Genomic DNA, 18,134 nt, shown 5'->3' with positions numbered 1-18,134 from the left:
CGTGATCGACTTCCTCAACCGGAACATCTTCCAGCCCTATCCGGAACTCCTGATCTTCCTCACGGTCGCCTTCGGCTTCCTGCTCGGGAAGGTCCGCTACAAGGCCATCGCGCTGGGCGCCGTCACCGGCTGCCTCATCGCGGGCCTGCTCCTCGGCGCCTGGACCGAGGTCGAGATCAACGGCACGGTGAAGAGCCTGTTCTTCATCATGTTCCTGTTCGCCCTCGGCTACAAGGTCGGCCCGCAGTTCTTCCGCGGCCTCAAGACCGACGGCCTGCCGCAGGTGCTCAACGCCGTCGTGGTCTGCGTATCCGGCCTGCTGATCTGCTGGGTCTTCGCCGCGATGCTCGGCTACGGCCCCGGGCTCTCGGCCGGGCTGCTCGGTGGCGCGCTCACCCAGTCCGCCGTGATCGGCGTCGCGCAGGACGCCATCGGCACCCTGCCGGGCCTGTCCTCCGGCGCCGCCAAGCACGAGGAGAACCTCGTCGCGATCGGCTACGCGGTGACGTATCCGCTCGGCACCATCCTCTGCGCGATGCTGCTCGCCAACATTCTGCCGAGGCTCTACAAGAAGGACCTCGCCGCCGAATCGGCCTTGATGGCGAAGGAGTTGGACGCCCCCGACAACGACCCGGACCTCGCCGAGGGCTACTACGAGGTGGTGCTGCGGGCGTACACCATCGAACGCCCCGACATCGTCGGCCGCACCATCGAGGACTTCGAGAGCCAGCAGAAGGAGCTCGGCCACCGCATCTACCTCACACGGGTACGCCGCGAAGGGAAGGTCCTCGACCACACCCAGCAGACGGTGCTCCGCGAGGGCGACGTCGTGGCGGTGAGCGCGCTGCGCGGCTCGCTCGTCGACTACGACGCCCGCACCCACATCGGCAGGGAGACCGACGACGTCGAACTGCTCGGCTACGAGACGGAGACGCTGCACGTGGTGGCGTCCGAGAAGGCCCAACTGGGCAGGACCGTCTCGGAGTTGCGGCGCGAACCGTTCATGGTCGGCGTCTATATCGACAAGATCTACCGCTCGGGCGCCGAGTTCCCGTACCGCCTCTCCTCGAAGGTCGAGCGCGGCGACACCTTCGTTCTCACCGGGCCCAAGCGCCTGGTGGACCCGGCGGGCGCGGCCCTCGGCAAGCCGGTGCCGACGTCGTTCGCCACCGACATGATCTGGGTGGGGCTCGGCATCTTCCTCGGCGGCTGCATCGGCATCCCCGCGCTGACCGTCTCCGGCGTCCCGATCTCGCTGTCCACGTCGGGCGGCGCGCTCATCATGGGCCTGGTCTTCGGCTACATCCGCGGCAAGTACCCGACGTACGGCAATGTGCCGCCCGGCGCCCAGTGGTTCATGGACACGCTCGGCCTGTGCATGTTCGTCGCCATCGTCGGCATCAACGCGGGCCCGAGCTTCACCTCGGGGCTCTCCGACGCCGGCTGGGGCCTGCTGGTGTTCGGCGCCGTCGCCACCGTCATCCCGCTGCTCATCGGCTTCGTCTTCGGCCACTACGTGCAGAAGATCCGCTTCCCGATCCTGATGGGCGTCCTCGCGGGCGGCCAGACGACCACCGCGGCGATCGGCGCGATCAACGAGTCCGCCCGCTCCCAGGTGCCGACCCTCGGCTACACGATCCCGTACGCGGTCGGCAACGTGCTCCTCACCATCTGGGGCGCCGTGATCGTCCTCCTCCAACACTGAGTCCCCGCACCGCACTTAAGGACCTCTCATGACCAAGACGACGTTCACGCGCGAAGAGATCCAGCAGTACGCCCAGCTCTCCCCCTTCGAGCTGAAGAACATCTTCATCGACCTCGCCGAGCAGGCGCAGGCCGACCAGCCCGGCCAGAAGGAGAAGTCCAGCCGCCAGATGCTCAACGCGGGCCGCGGCAACCCGAACTGGATCGCCACCGGACCCCGCGAGGCGTTCTACGCGCTCGGCTACTTCGCCCTGGAGGAGTCGCGGCGCGTGTGGACCGCCGACAACCTCGGCGGGATGCCGGAGAAGCAGGGCGCGTACGAGCGCTTCGACACGTTCGTACGCCGCCACCCGGACCTGCCGGGCATCGAGCTCCTCGCGCAGTGCGTCCAGCACGCAATCCAGCGCTTCGGGTTCGACAAGGACGAGTGGGTGCACGAGCTGACGGACGGCATCACGGGCGACAACTACCCGGTACCCGACCGCATGTTGACCCACGGCGAGCAGGTGGTGCGCGGCTACCTCGCGGACGAGATGTTCGACAAGAAGGCGCCCGCGGACAACCTGTCGCTGTTCGCCACCGAGGGCGGCACGGCGGCCATGTGCTACATCTTCGACTCGCTCATGAAGAACGGGCTCTTGAAGAAGGGCGACAAGATCGCGCTGATGGTCCCGGTCTTCACCCCGTACATCGAGATCCCCGAGCTCGACACCTACGAGTTCGACGTCACGTACATCTCGGCCAGCAAGTTCGCCGAGACGGGCGTGCGCGAGTGGCGGTACCCGGAGGAGGAGGTCGCCAAGCTGGAGGACCCGGAGATCAAGCTGGTCTGCCTGGTGAACCCCTCCAACCCGCCCTCCCTGGCGCTGAGCACCCGGGTCGCGAACCAGATCAAGGAGATCGTCGCGGCGAAGAACCCGAACCTGCTGCTCGTCACCGACGACGTGTACGGCACGTTCGTGGAGGGCTTCCGCTCGATCGCCGCGGACCTGCCGCGCAACACCCTGCTCGTCTACTCGTACTCGAAGCACTACGGGTGCACGGGCTGGCGGCTCGGCGTGATCGGGCTGCACGACGACAACATCATCGACGAGCGGCTCGCGCAGCTCCCGCAGGAGGAGAAGGACCGGCTGAACAAGCGGTACGGCTCGCTGACCCTGGAGCCGGAGAAGATCAGGTTCATCGACCGGCTCGTCGCGGACTCCCGGCAGGTGGCGCTCAACCACACGGCGGGCCTTTCGCTGCCGCAGCAGGTGATGATGGCGCTCTTCTCCCTGTTCGACATGTTGGAGGAGGGCCAGGCGTACAAGGAGAAGATCCGCTCCATCGTCCAGCAGCGCCTCGACCTGCTCCTCGAAGGCGCCCAGATGAAGATCCACGAAGACCCCCACCGGGCCGCCTACTACATCGAGCTGGACCTCCTCGCCGAGGCCGAGCGCGTCCACGGCACGTCGTTCGCCCGGTTCCTGGAGAAGAACTACGAGCCGGTCGACGCCCTGTTCCGGCTCGCCCAGCAGACGGGCGTGGTCCTGCTCAACGGCGGCGGCTTCGAGGGCCCCGAGTGGTCGGTCCGCGTCTCGCTCGCCAACCTCGACAACCTGGACTATCTGAAGATCGGCCACCATCTGCGCGGCATCTTCAACGACTACGCGGAGGAGTGGCGGACCTCGCAGGCGTAGGCCCCTGCGCACCACGGGAGCCCCGGCCGGATGGGGGGTGAGCCGGTCGGGGCTCCCGCCTGTGTGGGGCGTGATGGCTGCCTCTGATGGCTACGTGGTGGCTACGTGGTGGCTAGTTGAACTTCGCGAACGCCTTCTGGAACGCGTCCGCCTCCTGCTCGATCGAACTGCACGTCGGCTGCGCCGAGTCGGAGGCCCCGCCCTCGCACGCCTTGTCGCGGGTCGCCGACCACATGGACAGTCCGCCGAGGCCCTTCTCCTTCGCGAAGGAGACGAGCTGCGTGGCGTCCTCGACCTTGAAGACCTCGGACGAGACGTCGTTGACGCCGATCATGGGGGTGATCGCGACGGCCTTCCAGGCGTCCGCGTCCGACAGGCCGAGGGCCGACTTCACCTGCGCCTGCGTGGCGGTCGCCGCCTGCTCGGCGTAGTCGCCCATGTCTCCGCTGTAGGACGCCCCGTAGTCCATCGCCATGACGTTGACGAGGTCGGGCGAGGCGCCGTTGTCCTTGGCGTTCTTGAGGAAGTTCACGCCGTCCTGGGTGAGCCCCTCGGGCATCACCGGCAGCGTCACCGAGACGTTCAGGTCGGGATTGTCCTTCTGCAGCGTCGCGATCGCCTCGGCGCGCTTGGTGTTGCTCGCCGTGTCGGGCAGCGCGCCGCCCTCGATGTCGAAGTCGACCTTGGTGAGGTCGAACTTGTCGATGACCTTCTGGTACGCCGCCGCAAGGTCGCCCGCCGAGGAACAGGCCTGCGCCAGCTCGGTGCCGCTCGCGCCGCCGAAGGAGACGCGTACGTCGCCGCCCGCCGACCTCAAGTCGCCGATCTGCGCGGCGACTTCGTCGCTGCCGACGTCGGTGACCCCGCCCCACTTCGGGGAGCAGTCGCCGCCGGAGGTGATGAAGGCGAGGTTGAACTCCTTGACGCCGGTGGCCTTGGAGGAGCCGACCAGGTCGAACTTCGGCTGCAGCGAGGTGTCGACGTACGGAGCGAAGGCGGCGCCCGAGCTCGTCACCTCGGCGGACGCGCCGGAGGAGAAGAGGAACGCGCCGCCGCCCACGAGAGCGGCGGCCACGACACCGCCCACCGCCTTCTTCCTGCCGCTGATCCTGCGCCGGTGCATGCTGCTGCTCATCGCGTGCCTGCCTTAGGTCTACGTGGGGGGTTGGCTCCGGCAGACGCTAGCGATCCGCAACCCGGCAATTCGGGCAACAGGGAAGGGCGTTGAGGATCTTAGGGTTGGCTTAAGTGAGGGATCGGGACCGGTTAAAGGTCGAGACCAATCCTTTGCGTTCCCGGCCGCGCCGCCCGTGCCCGCGACGCCCCTCGACGGGCCGGTACCCCTCCAGCTGAAGCCAGATCCGCACCTCGGTGCCGCCGAGCATGGACGAGCCGATGCGCACGTCGCCGCCCGTGGACTCGGCGACCCGGCGCGCGATGTCCAGGCCGAGCCCGGTCGAGCCGACCTCGACACCCTCCGTGCCGCGGGCCAGCGCGGCCTCCGGGTCGGCGATGCCGGGGCCCCCGTCGGAGACGAGCACGATCACGGCCCCCTCCGCCCGGTGCACGTCGACCGCGAACGCCGTGCCCTCCGGGGTGTGCCGGAACACGTTGCCGAGCAGCGCGTCGAGCGCGGCCGCCAGCTCACCGCGGGCGACCGGCAGGCGTACGGGGCGGTCGACCCCGGCGACCCGCACCTTGCGCCCCTCGTCCTCGGCGAGCGCCGACCAGAAGTCCATGCGCTCGCGGATCACCTCGGCGGCGTCACAGCCCGCGCCGGGTCCTGCCGCCGCCGTCTGCGGTTTCGCTTCGCGCGCGGTGCGGATGATGGTGTCGACCTCGTGCTCCAGCTGCTCCACGGCGGCCCGGGTCTGCTCGGCGGCGGGCCCGTCCCCGAGCGAAGCCGCGTTGAGCCGGAGCACGGTCAGCGGAGTACGCAGCCGGTGCGACAGGTCGGCCGCCAACTCCCGCTCGTTCGCCAGCAGTTGAACAACCTGATCAGCCATGGAATTGAACGCCACGGCGGCGAGCCGCAGCTCGGTCGGACCGTCCTCGGGCACCCGCGCCCCGAGCTTCCCGTCCCCCAGGTCGTGCGCGGCACCCACGAGCCGCTGCGCCGGCTGCACCATCCGGCCACCGAGCCGGTCCGCGACCGCCACCGACCCGATGATCAACGCGATGCCGACACCCCCGAGCACGACCCACGCGGTCGTCACACCATTGGTGACCTCGGCCTCGGGCACGTACACCTCGACGACGGCGATCTTGCCGGTGCTCACCGCGATGGGCTGCAGCCACACCGAGCCGCCCGGCACGTCCACGACGGTGGCCTGCCGGATGTCGAGCCGGTCCCGCCCGACCCGCTGCTCGCCGAGCCGGATCGCCTCGTGCCCGCCGCCGGCCGGGACGTACACCGACATCCGGTCCTCGCCGCCGGTCTGCGCGGTGGCGAGGGCGCGGTCGAGCTGGTCGCGGTCGGTAGTGATGGAGAGGGTGGGGCCGATGGCGGCGGCGGTCCGCTCGGCGTTCGAGAAGGCCCGGTCCCGCGCCATCTCCTTGATCACGAGGCCGAGCGGTACGGCGAAGGCGACCACCACCATCGTCGTGACGGCGAGGCACACCTTCACCAGCGCCCACCTCATGCCGGCGGCTCCAGCTTCACGCCGACGCCGCGCAGGGTGTGCAGATACCGCGGCCGGGCGGCAGTCTCCCCCAACTTCCTCCGCAACCAGGACAAGTGCACATCAATGGTCTGGTCATCCCCGTAGGACTGCTGCCACACCTCGGCGAGCAGCTCCTTGCGGGCGACGACGACGCCGGGCCGCCCGGCGAGGAACGTCAGCAGGTCGAACTCGCGCCGCGTCAGATCCAGCGGCGCACCATCGAGCTCCGCCTGCCGCCGCAACGGATCGATCGACAGCCCGCCGACCCGGATCACCCGCGAGGGCGGCTCCGCGCCCGTGGTCCCCCGCGAGCGGCGCAGCACGGCGGCCATCCGGGCGGACAGGTGCTCGGGCGAGAACGGCTTGGTCAGATAGTCGTCGGCGCCGTCGTTCAGCAGCCGCACTATCTCGGCCTCGTCGTCCCGCGCAGTGGCGATGATCACGGGCACGTCGGTGATCCCGCGCAGCATCTTCAGCGCCTCGGCCCCGTCGAGATCGGGCAGGCCAAGATCCAGGATCACCACGTCGAACCGGAGATGGGCGACCTCGCGCAGCGCCTCCAGAGCCGTGCCGACGCTGCGCACGGCGTGCGCGGCGTCGGTCAGGTGCCGGATGAGGGCTGAGCGTACGAACTGGTCGTCCTCGACCACGAGCACACTTGCCATGGGACGGCACCGTACGCCATCCGGCCGTTCAGGGTCTGGGTGGAGTGATGGTCCGGAAAGGGAGCGGGGCGTGGGGCGTGCGATCGCAAGGCGCCGGGAAGTCCTCGTAGCGGAGCTACTAGGATTTTTCGGCAACGCAGCGAGCGTGCGTGCCACGCCCCGCGAGCCCGGGCCATCACTCCACCCAGACCCTGGGCCTCTCCCGGGTGACTGTGGTCCTCGCGGGACAGCCGGGGCCGGTGTGGTGCAGTATGGCCCGCGATGCACGAGAGCCCGCCCCCGCCCTCCCGGAACCAGGACCACCCCGGCCGTCGCCGGCTCACCCACGGCGTCGCGTGGCTGCTCGCCACCGGGGCCGCGGTGACGCTGTCGTGGTGGGGCGTGCACACGGTGATGTCGGGCACGGTGTACGACCCGCCGCAGGCGCTGCCCGTCGCGGCCACGCAGGACGAGCCGGACGCGGAGCCGCCGGTGGCCTCGTCGACGCACAGGCCCGAACCGTCGACGTCGACCCGCGAACCGTCGGCGTCACCGAGCCGTACGTCGCCGCCCGCGTCGAGGTCGGCATCCCCCTCGCCCCGCCCTCGTACGACGTCCCCCGCGCCGCCGTCCTCCGGCTCCGTCAAGAGTTACGCGACGACCGGCGGCCGCGCGGTCTTCGACCTCCAGAAGACCTCGGCGACCCTCGTCTCCGCGACGCCCGCCGCGGGCTGGTCGGTCCAGGTGTGGAAACAGCCGACGTGGATCCGCGTCGAGTTCACCTCGGGCGAGAAAAAAGTCTCAGTGTTCTGCACATGGCACGACCACGAACCAACGGTCGAGACCGCGAAATACTGACCCCTTCCAGCCCCGCCGGCGCTTGAGGCGCGGGGTCCGGGGCAGAGCCCCGCGACGTGGGCAACGACTAGCGGAACACCGAGGGCGGCGGCGCCGGAGACGCCTTCGCCGACGCATCGGTGACCGCCCCCACCCCACCCGTGAAGAGCGCGAGCTCCTTCCCGTGCTCGACCCGCCCCGGATGCGAATCCCCCGCCGCCCGCCGCGTCAGCTCAGCCACGGGCAACACCCCCGCGGAGGCGACCAGCACCGCGTTCCCGAACCTCTTGCCACGCAGCACCGTCGGATCGGCGACGAGCGCGAGCTCGGGGAAGACGGCCGCGGCGGTGGCGATCTGACCGCGCAGATACGCGAGCGGCGGCCCGTCCGCGATATTGGCGACGTACGTCCCGGTGGGCCGCAGCACGCGCCGCACCTCGGTCAGGAACTCCGTACTGGTGAGATGGGCGGGCGTACGCGCCCCGCTGAACACGTCGGCCACGAGGACGTCGGCCCAGTCGTCGGGCAGCTTGGCGAGCGCCTCACGCGCGTCGGCGGTCCGCACCCGGATCCGCTGCCCCGGATCCAACGGCAACGTGCCGCGCACGAGTTGGACCAGCGCCCCGTCCCGCTCCACGACCTGCTGCGTGGAGCGGGGCCGGGTCGCGGCGACGTAGCGGGCCAGCGTGAACGCCCCGCCACCGAGGTGCACGGCCTGCACGGGGCGGCCCGGCTCTGCGGCCAGATCGATGACGTGGCCGATGCGGCGCTGGTACTCGAAGGAGAGGTGGCCCGGGTCGTCGAGGTCCACGTGGGACTGCGGCGCGCCGTCCACGAGCAACGTCCAGCCGGCCGGCCGGTCCCGGTCGGGCACCAGCTCGGCGAGCCCGCCGTCAACCTCCTCGACCACGGCCTCCCGCCCCGCACGCCCCTGCGCCTGCTTCCCTCGCGACCTTGCCATTCAGCCATTATCGACAGCCCCATCACACCCGAGCCACTCCGGGCTCCAAGCCCCCGCACGTACGAGCTCAACGGCAGCCGCCCGCCGCCTCGATCACACCACCGCCCCGCCACAAGCACCCTCCGGCACCCACGGTCGACCGGCCCGCCCGGCCGGGGGTCCGGGGGTGGCCCCCGGGCAGACACAGCCCTCGCGACCTTGCCATTCGGCCATTATCGACGGCCCCGCACGAAACGGCTCAACGGCAGTTGTCCGCCGCCTCGATCATGCGGGCCGCCTCGCCGAGCGCGGCTCGCAGCACCGCGGGGTCGGTGATCAGGTCCGTGGGGCGTTCCACGGGGTCCGGCGGGAGCAGCCAGCCCGTGCCCTCGACCGGCGGGTCGGGGCGCACGCCGATCGCGAGGCCGCGGCCCTGCGTGTGCGTGCAGTCGCTGCCGGGCAGGTCCCAGCCGTCGGCGGTGCCGGGCGGCACGAGGAAGCCGAGGGTGTCGCCGCCCCCGTCGTGCAGCACGGGGCCAACCGTTTCCGTACAGCCGCGGCGCAGGATGTCGACCGCCTCCAGGCCCTGCCGGGACGGCACCGTGACCAGGTCGCAGTCGCCGGGCGGCGGTGCGCTGCACTCCTCGCTCGGCCGATGCCGCACCGTCGTGGGGGTCGTGGGGGTCGTGGGAAATGACACCGTGGTCTTGACCGCGTCCAACACGTCGGCCCCTCCTCGCTCGTGGGGTTTCGCCGCATGGTTCAACGCGCACGTGCCGTCAACAGCTACGGCGGCACGCCGCCGCAAAGGATGGCAGTTCATGGCGGATCGTGGGTGAGATATCCGGTTTGTAGCCAAACCCAGCGTGTCGCGGTCGTCACAGCCGGTACCTTCGAGCCTCGCCGGAACAAGGAAGTCGCGGCGCCCCTCCCTCTCGGGATCCCGGGCACTCCCAACTTCCCTGCCGTCCGGCACGGTTCGCACGGGAGGACCCGCTCATGACGTCGTCGCCGATCGCCTCGGACATCTCGACGCCGCAGTCTCCACGACCGAATCTCGCCTTCCGGGAGCTGCGTGGTCAGCGCTCGCCGGGCGAGTTCGCGGCCGCGGTGCGGCGCGCGGCCCGGGAGATCGGTGAGCGGGTCAGCTGCGACGCGCGCTACATCGGACGCGTGGAGGCCGGCGAGATCCGCTGCCCCAACTACGCGTACGAGCGGGTGTTCCTGCACATGTTCCCGGGCCGGACCCTCGCGGACCTGGGGTTCGCGCCCCGCTCTGCGGTACGTGGCCGGGGTGCGCGCCCCGCCGCCACCGCCGACGCGCAGTACACGTGCCACGCAGAACACGCAGCAAACAAGGAGAGCGACGTGCGACGTCGCGCATTCATGACCGGCATGACCGGCTCGACGGCCACCGTGGCCGTCGCCACCCTGGCGCCCTTCGGCGTCCCCACGCTTCCCGCGGACCTCGACCGGCATCCGGCGAGGGCCGGGATCGGTGCCGTCGAGGAGGCGATCCGGCGGATCCGGCTGCTCGACGACCGGCACGGCGCCGACGGCCTGTACCGGCGGGCCTCGGCTCCCCTGCGTACGGCCTTCGAACTGCTCGACGCGGGCACGGGCCAGCGCGAGGTCACCGAGCGCCTGCAGACCGGAGCGGGCGAACTGGCCATCTCCGTCGGCTGGTTGGCCCATGACTCGGGCCGCTTCGACGACGCGCGCTCGCACTACGCGGAAGCGCTCGCGACGGCACGGATGGCGGGCGACGAGGCGTTGGAGGCGCACGCGTTCTGCAACACGGCGTTCCTGGCGCGCGACGCGGGCCGCCCCCGCGAGGCGGTTCGCGCCGCGCAGGCGGCCACCCGCGTGGCCTCCCGCCTCGGCTCCCCCCGCCTGCTCTCCCTCCTCGCCCTGCGAGAGGCGGGCGGCTGGGCCGGGTTGGGCGACCAGCCGTCCTGCGAACGCTCGCTCGCCCGCGCGCAGGCACTGTTCGCGCGGGGGGCGTCGGACACGGATCCGGAGTGGATGTCGTTCTACGGCGAGGCCGAGCTGGAGGGCCTTGAGGCGCAGTGCTGGTCGGCGCTGGGCGGCTGGGACCGCGCCTCCCTGCACGCGCGGCGCGCGGTGGCCCTCCAGGACCCGCACTTCACCCGCAACATGGCCTTGTACACGGCCGAGTTGGCGGACGACCTGGCGCGCGCGGGCCACCCCGACGAATCGGCCTCCGCCGGCCTGCGCGCGCTCAACCTCCTCCAGGACGTCCGCTCTTCACGCATCGAGGGCATGCTGGCCACGACGGCGCGGGTGCTTCTCCCCCACCGCCGCGCGTCAGGCGTCTCCGCGTTCCTGGACACCCACGCGCTGTCGCGCCGCTCGGCGTAACCCTCCCCGGCCGCTGCCGGCCCGGGCCGGTTCAGCCCGCCGTCAGGTGGCCCGTGTCGTTCCACGACTCCAGTGCCGGCTCGCCGTACGCCCATCCCAGTACGGACAGCGACGTCGGGTTCAAGCGGATCCGCGCGGCGAAGTCCAGCGGGAGTCCGAGCCAACGCGCCCCGATCGACCGCAGGATGTGGCCGTGGGCGAAGACCAGGACGTCCCGGTCGGCGGAGCGCGCCCACTCCACGACCTCGTCGGCCCGCGCCGTCACCTCGGCGAGCGACTCCCCCTCCGGCACCCCGTCCCGCCAGATGAACCAGCCGGGCCTGAGCTCCTGGATCTGCGCGGGTGTCAGCCCCTCGTACGCCCCGTAGTCCCACTCCATGAGCGCGTCCCAGGTGGTCGCCCGCTCCCCGAATCCGGCGAGCTCGCACGTCTCGCTCGCGCGCACCAGCGGAGACGTACGCACCTCGACCCCGTCGAGCCCGAGCTGCTCGTCGAAAGGCGCACGCCCGAGCCGCTCGCCGAGCAGTTTCGCGCCGCGCCTGCCCTCTTCCAGGAGTGGGATGTCCGTCCTCCCGGTGTGCCGTCCGGACAGCGACCATTCGGTCTGTCCGTGCCGGGCCAACAGGATGCGCGGTGCCATGAGCGGGGCCTCTTTCGAAACTACAAGCAACTACAAGGGTTCAAGGGTGAACATAGAGCGAGCGGGAAGGATCGCCCCGTCCATCATCGCGCAACCCACAGGGAGGCCGCCCGGCGGGCAACCCGCAGCGTGATCGCTGCGTCTAGGAGGGTCAGGGGTCACCCATGCCGAGCCCCATATACGCCGTAAAGTGAGGCCGTGGCCAGAGGCCGCCGCACGAACGAAGAGGGGGAGCGGCCCGCATGTCGCAGACCGACGAGGCACCGCGCACGGAAGCGATACCCGGCGCCGGGCTCCGCTGGTGGACGGAGCTGCCGCTGATCCTTCTGGTGTACGGCGCGTACTCGGCAGGCCGCTTGCTCGCCGGCGGTGACGTGCGGCAGGCCGTCGACCACGGTCTCGCGATCCTCCGGGCCGAGCAGGCCGTCCACCTCAACCTCGAGCACCCGCTGAACCGTCTCTTCACCCGCGAACCGTGGATCGGCATCCCCGCCGACTTCTGGTACGCCTCGCTCCACTATCTGATCACCCCGATCGTCCTCGTCTGGCTGTTCCGCCGCCGCTCCGAGATCTACCGGACGGCCCGCACCTGGCTGATGACCTCGACGATGATCGGCCTCATCGGCTTCGTCCTGCTGCCGACCAGCCCGCCCCGGCTGCTCGCCGCGCACCACGGCTTCATCGACACGATGGCCCACTACAGCTCGTACGGCTGGTGGGGCGGCGCGGCCAGCGCCCCCAAGGGCATGGGCGACCTGACCAACCAGTACGCGGCGATGCCCAGCCTGCACGTCGGCTGGGCGCTGTGGTGCGGCGTCCTGCTGTGGCGGCACGCCAAGTCCCCGTACGTGAAGGCGGTGGGCGTCGGGTACCCGCTGATGACCACGGTCATCGTGATGGGCACGGCCAACCACTACTTCTTCGACGCGCTCGCCGGGGTCGCGGTGATGGCCGCGGGCCTGCTCCTGACGAAGCCGGTGCGGCTCGTCGCGGCACGCCTGAAGGACCGGGCGTACGGCCTGCTCGCGGGGGCGTCGGCCGCCCCTTCCGCCACGCAAGCCCCGATTGTCAGTGGAGAGTGCCAGACTTCCCCGGGTGAGCGAATTCCCCGACAGCGCAAGGCAGCCACGTCGCAGGACAGCGGCGACGGGGCTGCGGCACCGGCTCGCTGAACTGCGCGGCCCGGACCATCCGCCGCGCCCGCTGGACGCCCGGGCCCTGGCCGCACTCGCGGCCAACCCGGGCTGCCGAAGGCGGGCGCTCCTGGACGGCGCGGGGGTCGACAAGGCGCGCATAGCGGATGCGTTGGGCTCACCGTCCTCGTTCGGCCAGTCCCAGTTCGCCCTGGCCCGCGGCAATGTGTTCGAGGCGCGGGTGAAGTCGGACGGCGGCTCGGAGCTGCTGGGGCTCGTCCACGCGCGCGTGGACGGCGTCGCGCCCGAGCCGACCCCCGATCTCGTACGGGCCCCGGACCTCTCCGCGATCGGCCCCGAGGGCCGCACGGCGCGCACCGCGCTCGCCCTCCGGGAGGCCGTCGAGTCGCCGGGGACCTGGACGTTCCTCGACCACCCGATGCTGGCGCTCGACGTGGCGGGCAGCCCGGCGTTCCTCGAACCGGACGCCGTGGTGGTGCATCCGGACGGCAGCTGGACGGTCGTCGAGATCAAGTCGTTCCCGATGATCGACGGCGCGGCGGACGCGTCGAAGGTGGGCGCGGCGGCCCGCCAGTCGGCGGTGTACGTGCTGGCCCTGGAGGAGGTCGCGGCCCGGATGCCGGACGCGGGGGTACGGGTCCGCGACCGGATCGTGCTCGTGTGCCCCAAGAACTTCTCGAACCTGCCGGCGGCGTCGGCGGTCGACGTGCGCAAGCAACGCTCGGTGACGCGCCGCCAGTTGGAGCGCCTGACCCGCGTGGAGGACATCGCGGCGGCGCTCCCGCCGGGCACGGTCTTCGACCCGGAGCTGCCCCCGGCCGAGCTGACGGCGGCGGTCGAGTCGGTTCCGGCGACGTACGCGCCGGAGTGCCTGGCCGCGTGCGAGCTGGCCTTCCACTGTCGCGACCACGCGCGCGAGGAGGGCGCGGTGACCGCGCTCGGCCGCCCCCTGCGCGCCGAACTCGGCTCGCTGACCACGGTCGACGAGGTCCTGGCCGCGGCCCACGGCGAGACGGGCGACCCGGCGGACCCGACGGTGGCGGCGCTGCGCCGCGCGGCGCAGCTGCGGGACGAGGCACTCGGCGGTGCGCGGTGCTGATCCTTACGCCTCGGGGCTCCGCCCCGGACCCCGCTGCTCAATCGCCGCAGGGGCTTGAATGGGAGGCGCACCGGTGAGCCTGATCAACCATCTGGCCCGGCTGGAAGCCACCGCGACCGGCCGAGCCCAGCGCAGCGCCACCGTGCGCCATCGCCACCTGTCCCAGCGCCCATTGGTGCTCGTGCCGCTCACGACGGCCGGCGAGACCGGCGCCCCGCTCGGCGCGCTCGTCGGCACCGAGCGCACGTCACCGCGCCTGCTGGTCGTCCCGCAGCCCCGCGACCGCGACCTCCGCTTCGCGTTCCTGACACAACTGGCCGACGAGGTCCTGCCGTACATCGACACGTACGCCGCCGAAGTCGAGGCCGCCGAGCGCAGCGAGGTCGACGCGGAGACCGGCAAGAAGGTCAAGGTCGAGGTCGAACTGTGCGCGGACGCCCCGCAGTTGATCGTGCCGGGCCGCGCGGGCATCGAGTTCATCCGCCTCCTCGGCCGCTCCATGCGCTTTCGCCGCACCGCGGAGCAGGACCCGGAGACGCCCTATCCGGCGCCGCCGCACGTCCCGCTCCTCGGCCGCTGGCTCACGCACTTCGGGGAGCGCGCGCGGGTCCCCGGCTCCGCCCTGCTGCTCGCGATGACGGACCTGCTGTCGCGGCACTGGGCGACGGGCCAGTCGAGCCTGGAGGACCAGCACCTGGGCGCGCTGCTCACCTGGATCGAGGCACCGGAGGGCACCTCGGGAGCCGCGGCCGCGCTCGGCGCCGAGCTGGACCGCGACAGGCACGGCCAGCTGCTCTGCCCGCCTGCGGGCCCCGCCACGGACCCCGCCTTCGACAACAAGCTGCTGGCGCCCGCGATCGAGCGCTACGACAAGGCCCGTACGCGCCACGCGGCCGCCGAGGACGCGATCGAGGCCGAGGGCCGGCTCGCCGAACTGACCGCCGCCGAGCGGGAGATCCACGCCCTGGTCGAGTCCCGCACGCGGCCCACGTGGGACGCGGTGTGGCGCGGCCTCGACCAGCTGTGCACGCTGCCCGAGGGCGGTTACGCGGCGGAGCGCTGGACCCGCGACCGCTGGTCGTTCACCGGGCACCGCGACCGGGTCCTCGCGGGCGAGCCCCCGCAGCCGCGCCGCGACGACGCGGTGACGGCGGCGAACAAGCTGGCCACGCGCGAGCGCGAGCAGGCCCGCCTGGACGCGCAGGAGGCGCTGGACGATCCGCTGGTGATGGCGGGCCGCCGCCTCGCGGGCGAGGCGTTCGCCGGTGAGGTGACCGAGGTGGTGGCGGCGTACAACGAGAAGAAGCGGCCCCGCCCGCTGGTCACGCTCCGCACGGAGGACGGGCCGCGCCTCGGCGTGGGCGTGAAGGTGTACCGCTCCCTCGAAGGCAAGCCGCAGACGGCCGAGTTCGTGGGATACGAGACCGGGGGTGCCGAGGGCGCCGGGGGCGCGGACGCCCCGGTCGTGCTGCGGATCCTGGACAAGATGGGCCGCGGCAAGGAGCCCGCCGAGGGTTCGCTGCCGGAGAAGGGCGAGCGGGTGTGCTGGACGCTGTTCGAGCACGAGCAGCGCGGCGGCCCCAAGCTGCCCGATCCGGAGGAGACACCGTGGACGCACGGCGGCCCGCCGGGGACGGGCGCGGAGTCGCCCGACACCGTGACTTCGGAGGACGTGCTGTGACCACGACGACGACCACCGCCCTCAGCCCGTCCGATGCGGCGGGGCAGGCCACCGCCGCCATCCTCCGCGACACCTTGCACGGCACGGCGCGCGGCATCGTCGTCGACTCGCCGCCGGGCGCCGGGAAGTCGACCCTCGTGGTGCGAGCAGCGCTCGAACTCGCGGACGCCGGACGCTCGTTGATGATCGTGGCGCAGACGAACGCGCAGGTGGACGACCTCGTCCTGCGCCTCCACGCGAAGAACCCGGAGCTGGCCGTCGGCCGGCTGCACAGCAGCGACCCGGAGGCGTACGAGAAGGCGCTCGACGACCTGCCGAACGTCCGCCTGTCGACGAAGGCCGGCGATCTGGCCCCACTGCCGATCGTCGTCTCGACGGCCGCGAAGTGGGCGCACGTGAAGGCCTCCGACGCGGGAGGGCCGTGGCCGCACGCGATCGTCGACGAGGCGTACCAGATGCGCTCCGACTCCCTGCTGGCCGTCGCGGGGCTGTTCGAGCGGGCGCTGTTCGTGGGCGACCCGGGGCAGTTGGACCCGTTCTCGATCGTCGGGGCGGAGCAGTGGGCGGGCCTGTCCTACGACCCGTCGGCCTCGGCGGTGTCGACGCTGCTGGCCCACAACCCGGAGCTGCCGCAGCACCGGCTCCCGGTCTCCTGGCGGCTCCCGGCCTCGGCGGCGCCCCTGGTCTCCGACGCCTTCTACCCGTACACGCCGTTCCGCAGCGGCACGGACGAGGGCGACCGTGAGCTGGACTTCAAGGTGGCGTCGGACGGTTCGGGCCCCGACCGCGTCATCGACGAGGCCGCGGCCTCCGGCTGGGGCCTGCTCGAACTGCCCGCCGCGCACACGCCACGTACGGACCCGGAGGCGGTACGGGCCGTGGCCCTGGTCGTACGGCGGCTGCTCGACCGGGAGGGCGTCACGCGCTCCGAGTCCGGCGAGGGCTCGCTGACGGCCGAGCGGATCTGCGTCGGCACCGCGCACCGCGACCAGGCGGCGGCGGTACGGGCGGCGCTGGCCGAGCTGGATGTGCACGACGTCACCGTGGACACGGCGAACCGGCTTCAGGGCCGGGAGTTCGACGTCACCGTCGTCCTGCACCCGCTGTCCGGACGCCCGGACGCGACGGCGTTCCACTTGGAGACGGGCCGGCTCTGCGTCCTCGCGTCGCGGCATCGGCACGCGTGCGTGGTGGTGTGCCGGGCCGGGGTCGCGGACCTCCTGGACGAACACCCGTCGGCGGATCCCGTACAACTCGGCGTGACGGTGAAATTCCCGGACGGCTGGGAAGCGAACCACTCGGTGCTGGCCCGCCTGGCGGATCACCGGGTCCACCTTGAGCAGCCGGTCCGCCCTTCAAGCCCCTCCGGAGTTTGAGGAGCGGGGTCCGGGGCAGAGCCCCGATCGTTTGCACCCGGCCCCGGGCGGAGCCCCCCGCCCTCTTGCGGGCCGACGGACAATGGAAGGTGGCCCGGCACCGAACCGCGGGCCACCCCGGCAACAGGAGGCCGCACCATGGCGGAGCCCGACCGAACCCACCAGCCCCGGCTGCGACCCGCCCCGCTGATCTTCGAACCCGCGGACGCGTCCGCCGACCCGGAGCACTTCTTCGACCTGGAGTCCATCGAGGACCCCCGCGAGCTGCTCACCCGGGCCACGGAGCTGACGCACGCGTTCCGCTCGGCGGCGGACCGGTCCATGGAGTTCCAGGCCGTCGCCGCGGCCCAGCTCGCCGACCCGCGCCGCTTCGACCGGCTCACCACGGCGGACATCGCGGAGCGCGCGGACTGGACCGAGGACTACGCGAAGAAGATGGTCGAGTTCGGCCGCGATCTGCTGCGCGGGACCCAGGAGCAGACGACGTAGCGAGGGCCGTGCCGGGGCCGGGCCGCGGGGCCGTAATGATCGTTTGGCATATGCCAGTGGGCAAGATACTCCACCCCGCCCACTCCTGTCCCGATTTTCCGCAACCCTTGGCGATCACCCCCTCACCCCCTGTAGATGTATGAGGCATGAGCACCGCGACGCCTCCGTACTCCCCCCACGCCCCGTCGGCTACGGCCCCTGGCGCGCATGACCACTTCGACATCTGCGACGTCACCCCCGAGGGCGCCGCCTGGCTCGCCTCGGCCGGGGCGTACCCCCGCTCCACGCTCGCCCACTGGGAGTCGCGGCCCACGGCCCCCGTCGTCCTCCCCTGCGGATCCGTCTTCGACGTGGTGAACGTGCCCGCGATCTTCGGCCGGCGGATGTTAGACCGCCTCTGGTCCGAGGGGCCCGGCTCGGGGCCCGTCGCCACGCACCGGGGCCGCATGCTCCTGTTCACCGCGCCGGGCACGGCCCAGCGTCTGCCGTCCCTCCTCCACTGGGAGGAGTGGGGCCCCGCGGTGCCGCCGCTGCTCTACCACGGCGCCGGCGACGCGGTCACGGGCCCGGCCCCCACGACCCGCGCCGCGCTCCGGCCCGACCAGCGCCAGGAATCCCGCTGGGTGGTCGCCCCCGACACCCGCCACCCATGGCTGCCGGGGCCCGAGGTGATGCGCTGGGCATGCGTCCGGGCGGCCCGCGCGAGTGCGCAGGCCGCGGTACGCATTTCGATTTTTCCTGCCCCCGATCCTGGTGCTAATGTCTACGACGTCAACCGGCGCCATTAGCTCAGTTGGTTAGAGCAGCGGACTCTTAATCCGCGTGTCCGGGGTTCGAGTCCCTGAT

Annotated in this window: 15 protein-coding genes and 1 pseudogene; 10 read left to right on the top strand and 6 right to left on the bottom strand. The window is 71.8% G+C overall.

Annotated elements, in window-relative coordinates:
- Position 1 precedes the first annotated feature (1 nt).
- Together aspT and OKJ99_RS07255 are read left to right on the top strand one after the other, a co-directional pair.
- Positions 2 to 1,705, top strand: a complete 1,704-nt coding sequence (aspT, locus tag OKJ99_RS07260) for an aspartate-alanine antiporter (RefSeq protein ID WP_326014964.1) — start codon at positions 2 to 4, stop codon at positions 1,703 to 1,705.
- 28 nt (positions 1,706 to 1,733) lie between these two features.
- Positions 1,734 to 3,383 (top strand): bifunctional aspartate transaminase/aspartate 4-decarboxylase, encoded by a 1,650-nt coding sequence (locus OKJ99_RS07255; RefSeq protein ID WP_326014962.1) that lies wholly within the window; start codon positions 1,734 to 1,736, stop codon positions 3,381 to 3,383.
- A gap of 112 nt (positions 3,384 to 3,495) precedes the next feature.
- On the opposite strand, the pseudogene OKJ99_RS07250 reads toward OKJ99_RS07255, so the two are convergent.
- The 3 genes and pseudogenes from OKJ99_RS07250 to OKJ99_RS07240 all read right to left on the bottom strand — a co-directional run.
- Positions 3,496 to 4,395, bottom strand: a pseudogene (locus OKJ99_RS07250) (chitinase); the annotation flags it as partial.
- 232 nt (positions 4,396 to 4,627) lie between these two features.
- Positions 4,628 to 6,025 (bottom strand): sensor histidine kinase, encoded by a 1,398-nt coding sequence (locus OKJ99_RS07245; RefSeq protein ID WP_326014961.1) that lies wholly within the window; start codon positions 6,023 to 6,025, stop codon positions 4,628 to 4,630.
- Complete coding sequence (locus OKJ99_RS07240; protein ID WP_326014960.1) at positions 6,022 to 6,711, bottom strand: response regulator transcription factor; 690 nt, start codon at positions 6,709 to 6,711, stop codon at positions 6,022 to 6,024. The genes OKJ99_RS07245 and OKJ99_RS07240 overlap by 4 nt, the downstream gene beginning before the upstream one ends.
- A 261-nt stretch (positions 6,712 to 6,972) precedes the next feature.
- On the opposite strand from OKJ99_RS07240, the gene OKJ99_RS07235 reads away from it, so the two are divergent.
- Complete coding sequence (locus OKJ99_RS07235) at positions 6,973 to 7,548, top strand: superantigen-like protein SSL4 (protein WP_326014959.1); 576 nt, start codon at positions 6,973 to 6,975, stop codon at positions 7,546 to 7,548.
- Positions 7,549 to 7,615: 67 nt separating this feature from the next.
- On the opposite strand, the gene OKJ99_RS07230 is transcribed toward OKJ99_RS07235, so the two are convergent.
- Positions 7,616 to 8,488 (bottom strand): spermidine synthase, encoded by an 873-nt coding sequence (locus OKJ99_RS07230; protein WP_326014958.1) that lies wholly within the window; start codon positions 8,486 to 8,488, stop codon positions 7,616 to 7,618.
- Between the two features lie 238 nt (positions 8,489 to 8,726).
- Complete coding sequence (locus tag OKJ99_RS07225) at positions 8,727 to 9,131, bottom strand: hypothetical protein (protein WP_326015077.1); 405 nt, start codon at positions 9,129 to 9,131, stop codon at positions 8,727 to 8,729.
- A 335-nt stretch (positions 9,132 to 9,466) separates the two neighbouring features.
- Between OKJ99_RS07225 and OKJ99_RS07220 the strand changes: the two genes are divergently transcribed.
- On the top strand, positions 9,467 to 10,849 hold the full coding sequence (locus OKJ99_RS07220; RefSeq protein ID WP_326014957.1) for a tetratricopeptide repeat protein: 1,383 nt from the start codon (positions 9,467 to 9,469) through the stop codon (positions 10,847 to 10,849).
- A gap of 31 nt (positions 10,850 to 10,880) precedes the next feature.
- Here OKJ99_RS07220 and OKJ99_RS07215 read toward each other — a convergent pair whose 3' ends face one another.
- Positions 10,881 to 11,489, bottom strand: coding sequence for a histidine phosphatase family protein (locus OKJ99_RS07215; protein ID WP_326014956.1), 609 nt, complete (start codon positions 11,487 to 11,489; stop codon positions 10,881 to 10,883).
- Between the two features lie 242 nt (positions 11,490 to 11,731).
- Between OKJ99_RS07215 and OKJ99_RS07210 the strand changes: the two genes are divergently transcribed.
- The 6 genes from OKJ99_RS07210 (at position 11,732) to OKJ99_RS07185 (ending at position 18,076) form a co-directional block, all read left to right on the top strand.
- Positions 11,732 to 12,661, top strand: a complete 930-nt coding sequence (locus tag OKJ99_RS07210) for a phosphatase PAP2 family protein (protein ID WP_326014955.1) — start codon at positions 11,732 to 11,734, stop codon at positions 12,659 to 12,661.
- On the top strand, positions 12,585 to 13,742 hold the full coding sequence (locus tag OKJ99_RS07205) for a hypothetical protein (protein WP_326014954.1): 1,158 nt from the start codon (positions 12,585 to 12,587) through the stop codon (positions 13,740 to 13,742). Before OKJ99_RS07210 ends, OKJ99_RS07205 begins: the two co-directional genes overlap by 77 nt.
- A gap of 73 nt (positions 13,743 to 13,815) precedes the next feature.
- Entirely contained in the window at positions 13,816 to 15,423 is a 1,608-nt protein-coding gene (locus tag OKJ99_RS07200) for a hypothetical protein (protein ID WP_326015076.1), read from the top strand.
- Positions 15,420 to 16,799, top strand: coding sequence for an AAA domain-containing protein (locus OKJ99_RS07195; RefSeq protein WP_326014953.1), 1,380 nt, complete (start codon positions 15,420 to 15,422; stop codon positions 16,797 to 16,799). Before OKJ99_RS07200 ends, OKJ99_RS07195 begins: the two co-directional genes overlap by 4 nt.
- A gap of 138 nt (positions 16,800 to 16,937) precedes the next feature.
- Positions 16,938 to 17,288 carry a hypothetical protein gene (locus tag OKJ99_RS07190; RefSeq protein ID WP_326014952.1) on the top strand — a complete coding sequence of 117 codons (351 nt, stop codon included), beginning with the start codon at positions 16,938 to 16,940 and terminating at the stop codon, positions 17,286 to 17,288.
- 146 nt (positions 17,289 to 17,434) lie between these two features.
- Positions 17,435 to 18,076 (top strand): bifunctional DNA primase/polymerase, encoded by a 642-nt coding sequence (locus tag OKJ99_RS07185; protein ID WP_326014950.1) that lies wholly within the window; start codon positions 17,435 to 17,437, stop codon positions 18,074 to 18,076.
- Positions 18,077 to 18,134: the final 58 nt, after the last annotated feature.

The sequence above is a fragment of the Streptomyces endophyticus genome (assembly GCF_035798155.1).
In the GTDB taxonomy this organism is placed as follows: domain Bacteria; phylum Actinomycetota; class Actinomycetes; order Streptomycetales; family Streptomycetaceae; genus Streptomyces; species Streptomyces endophyticus.
Note: the sequence above shows the minus strand (reverse complement) of the source record. Positions and strands in the feature narration are given on the sequence as shown.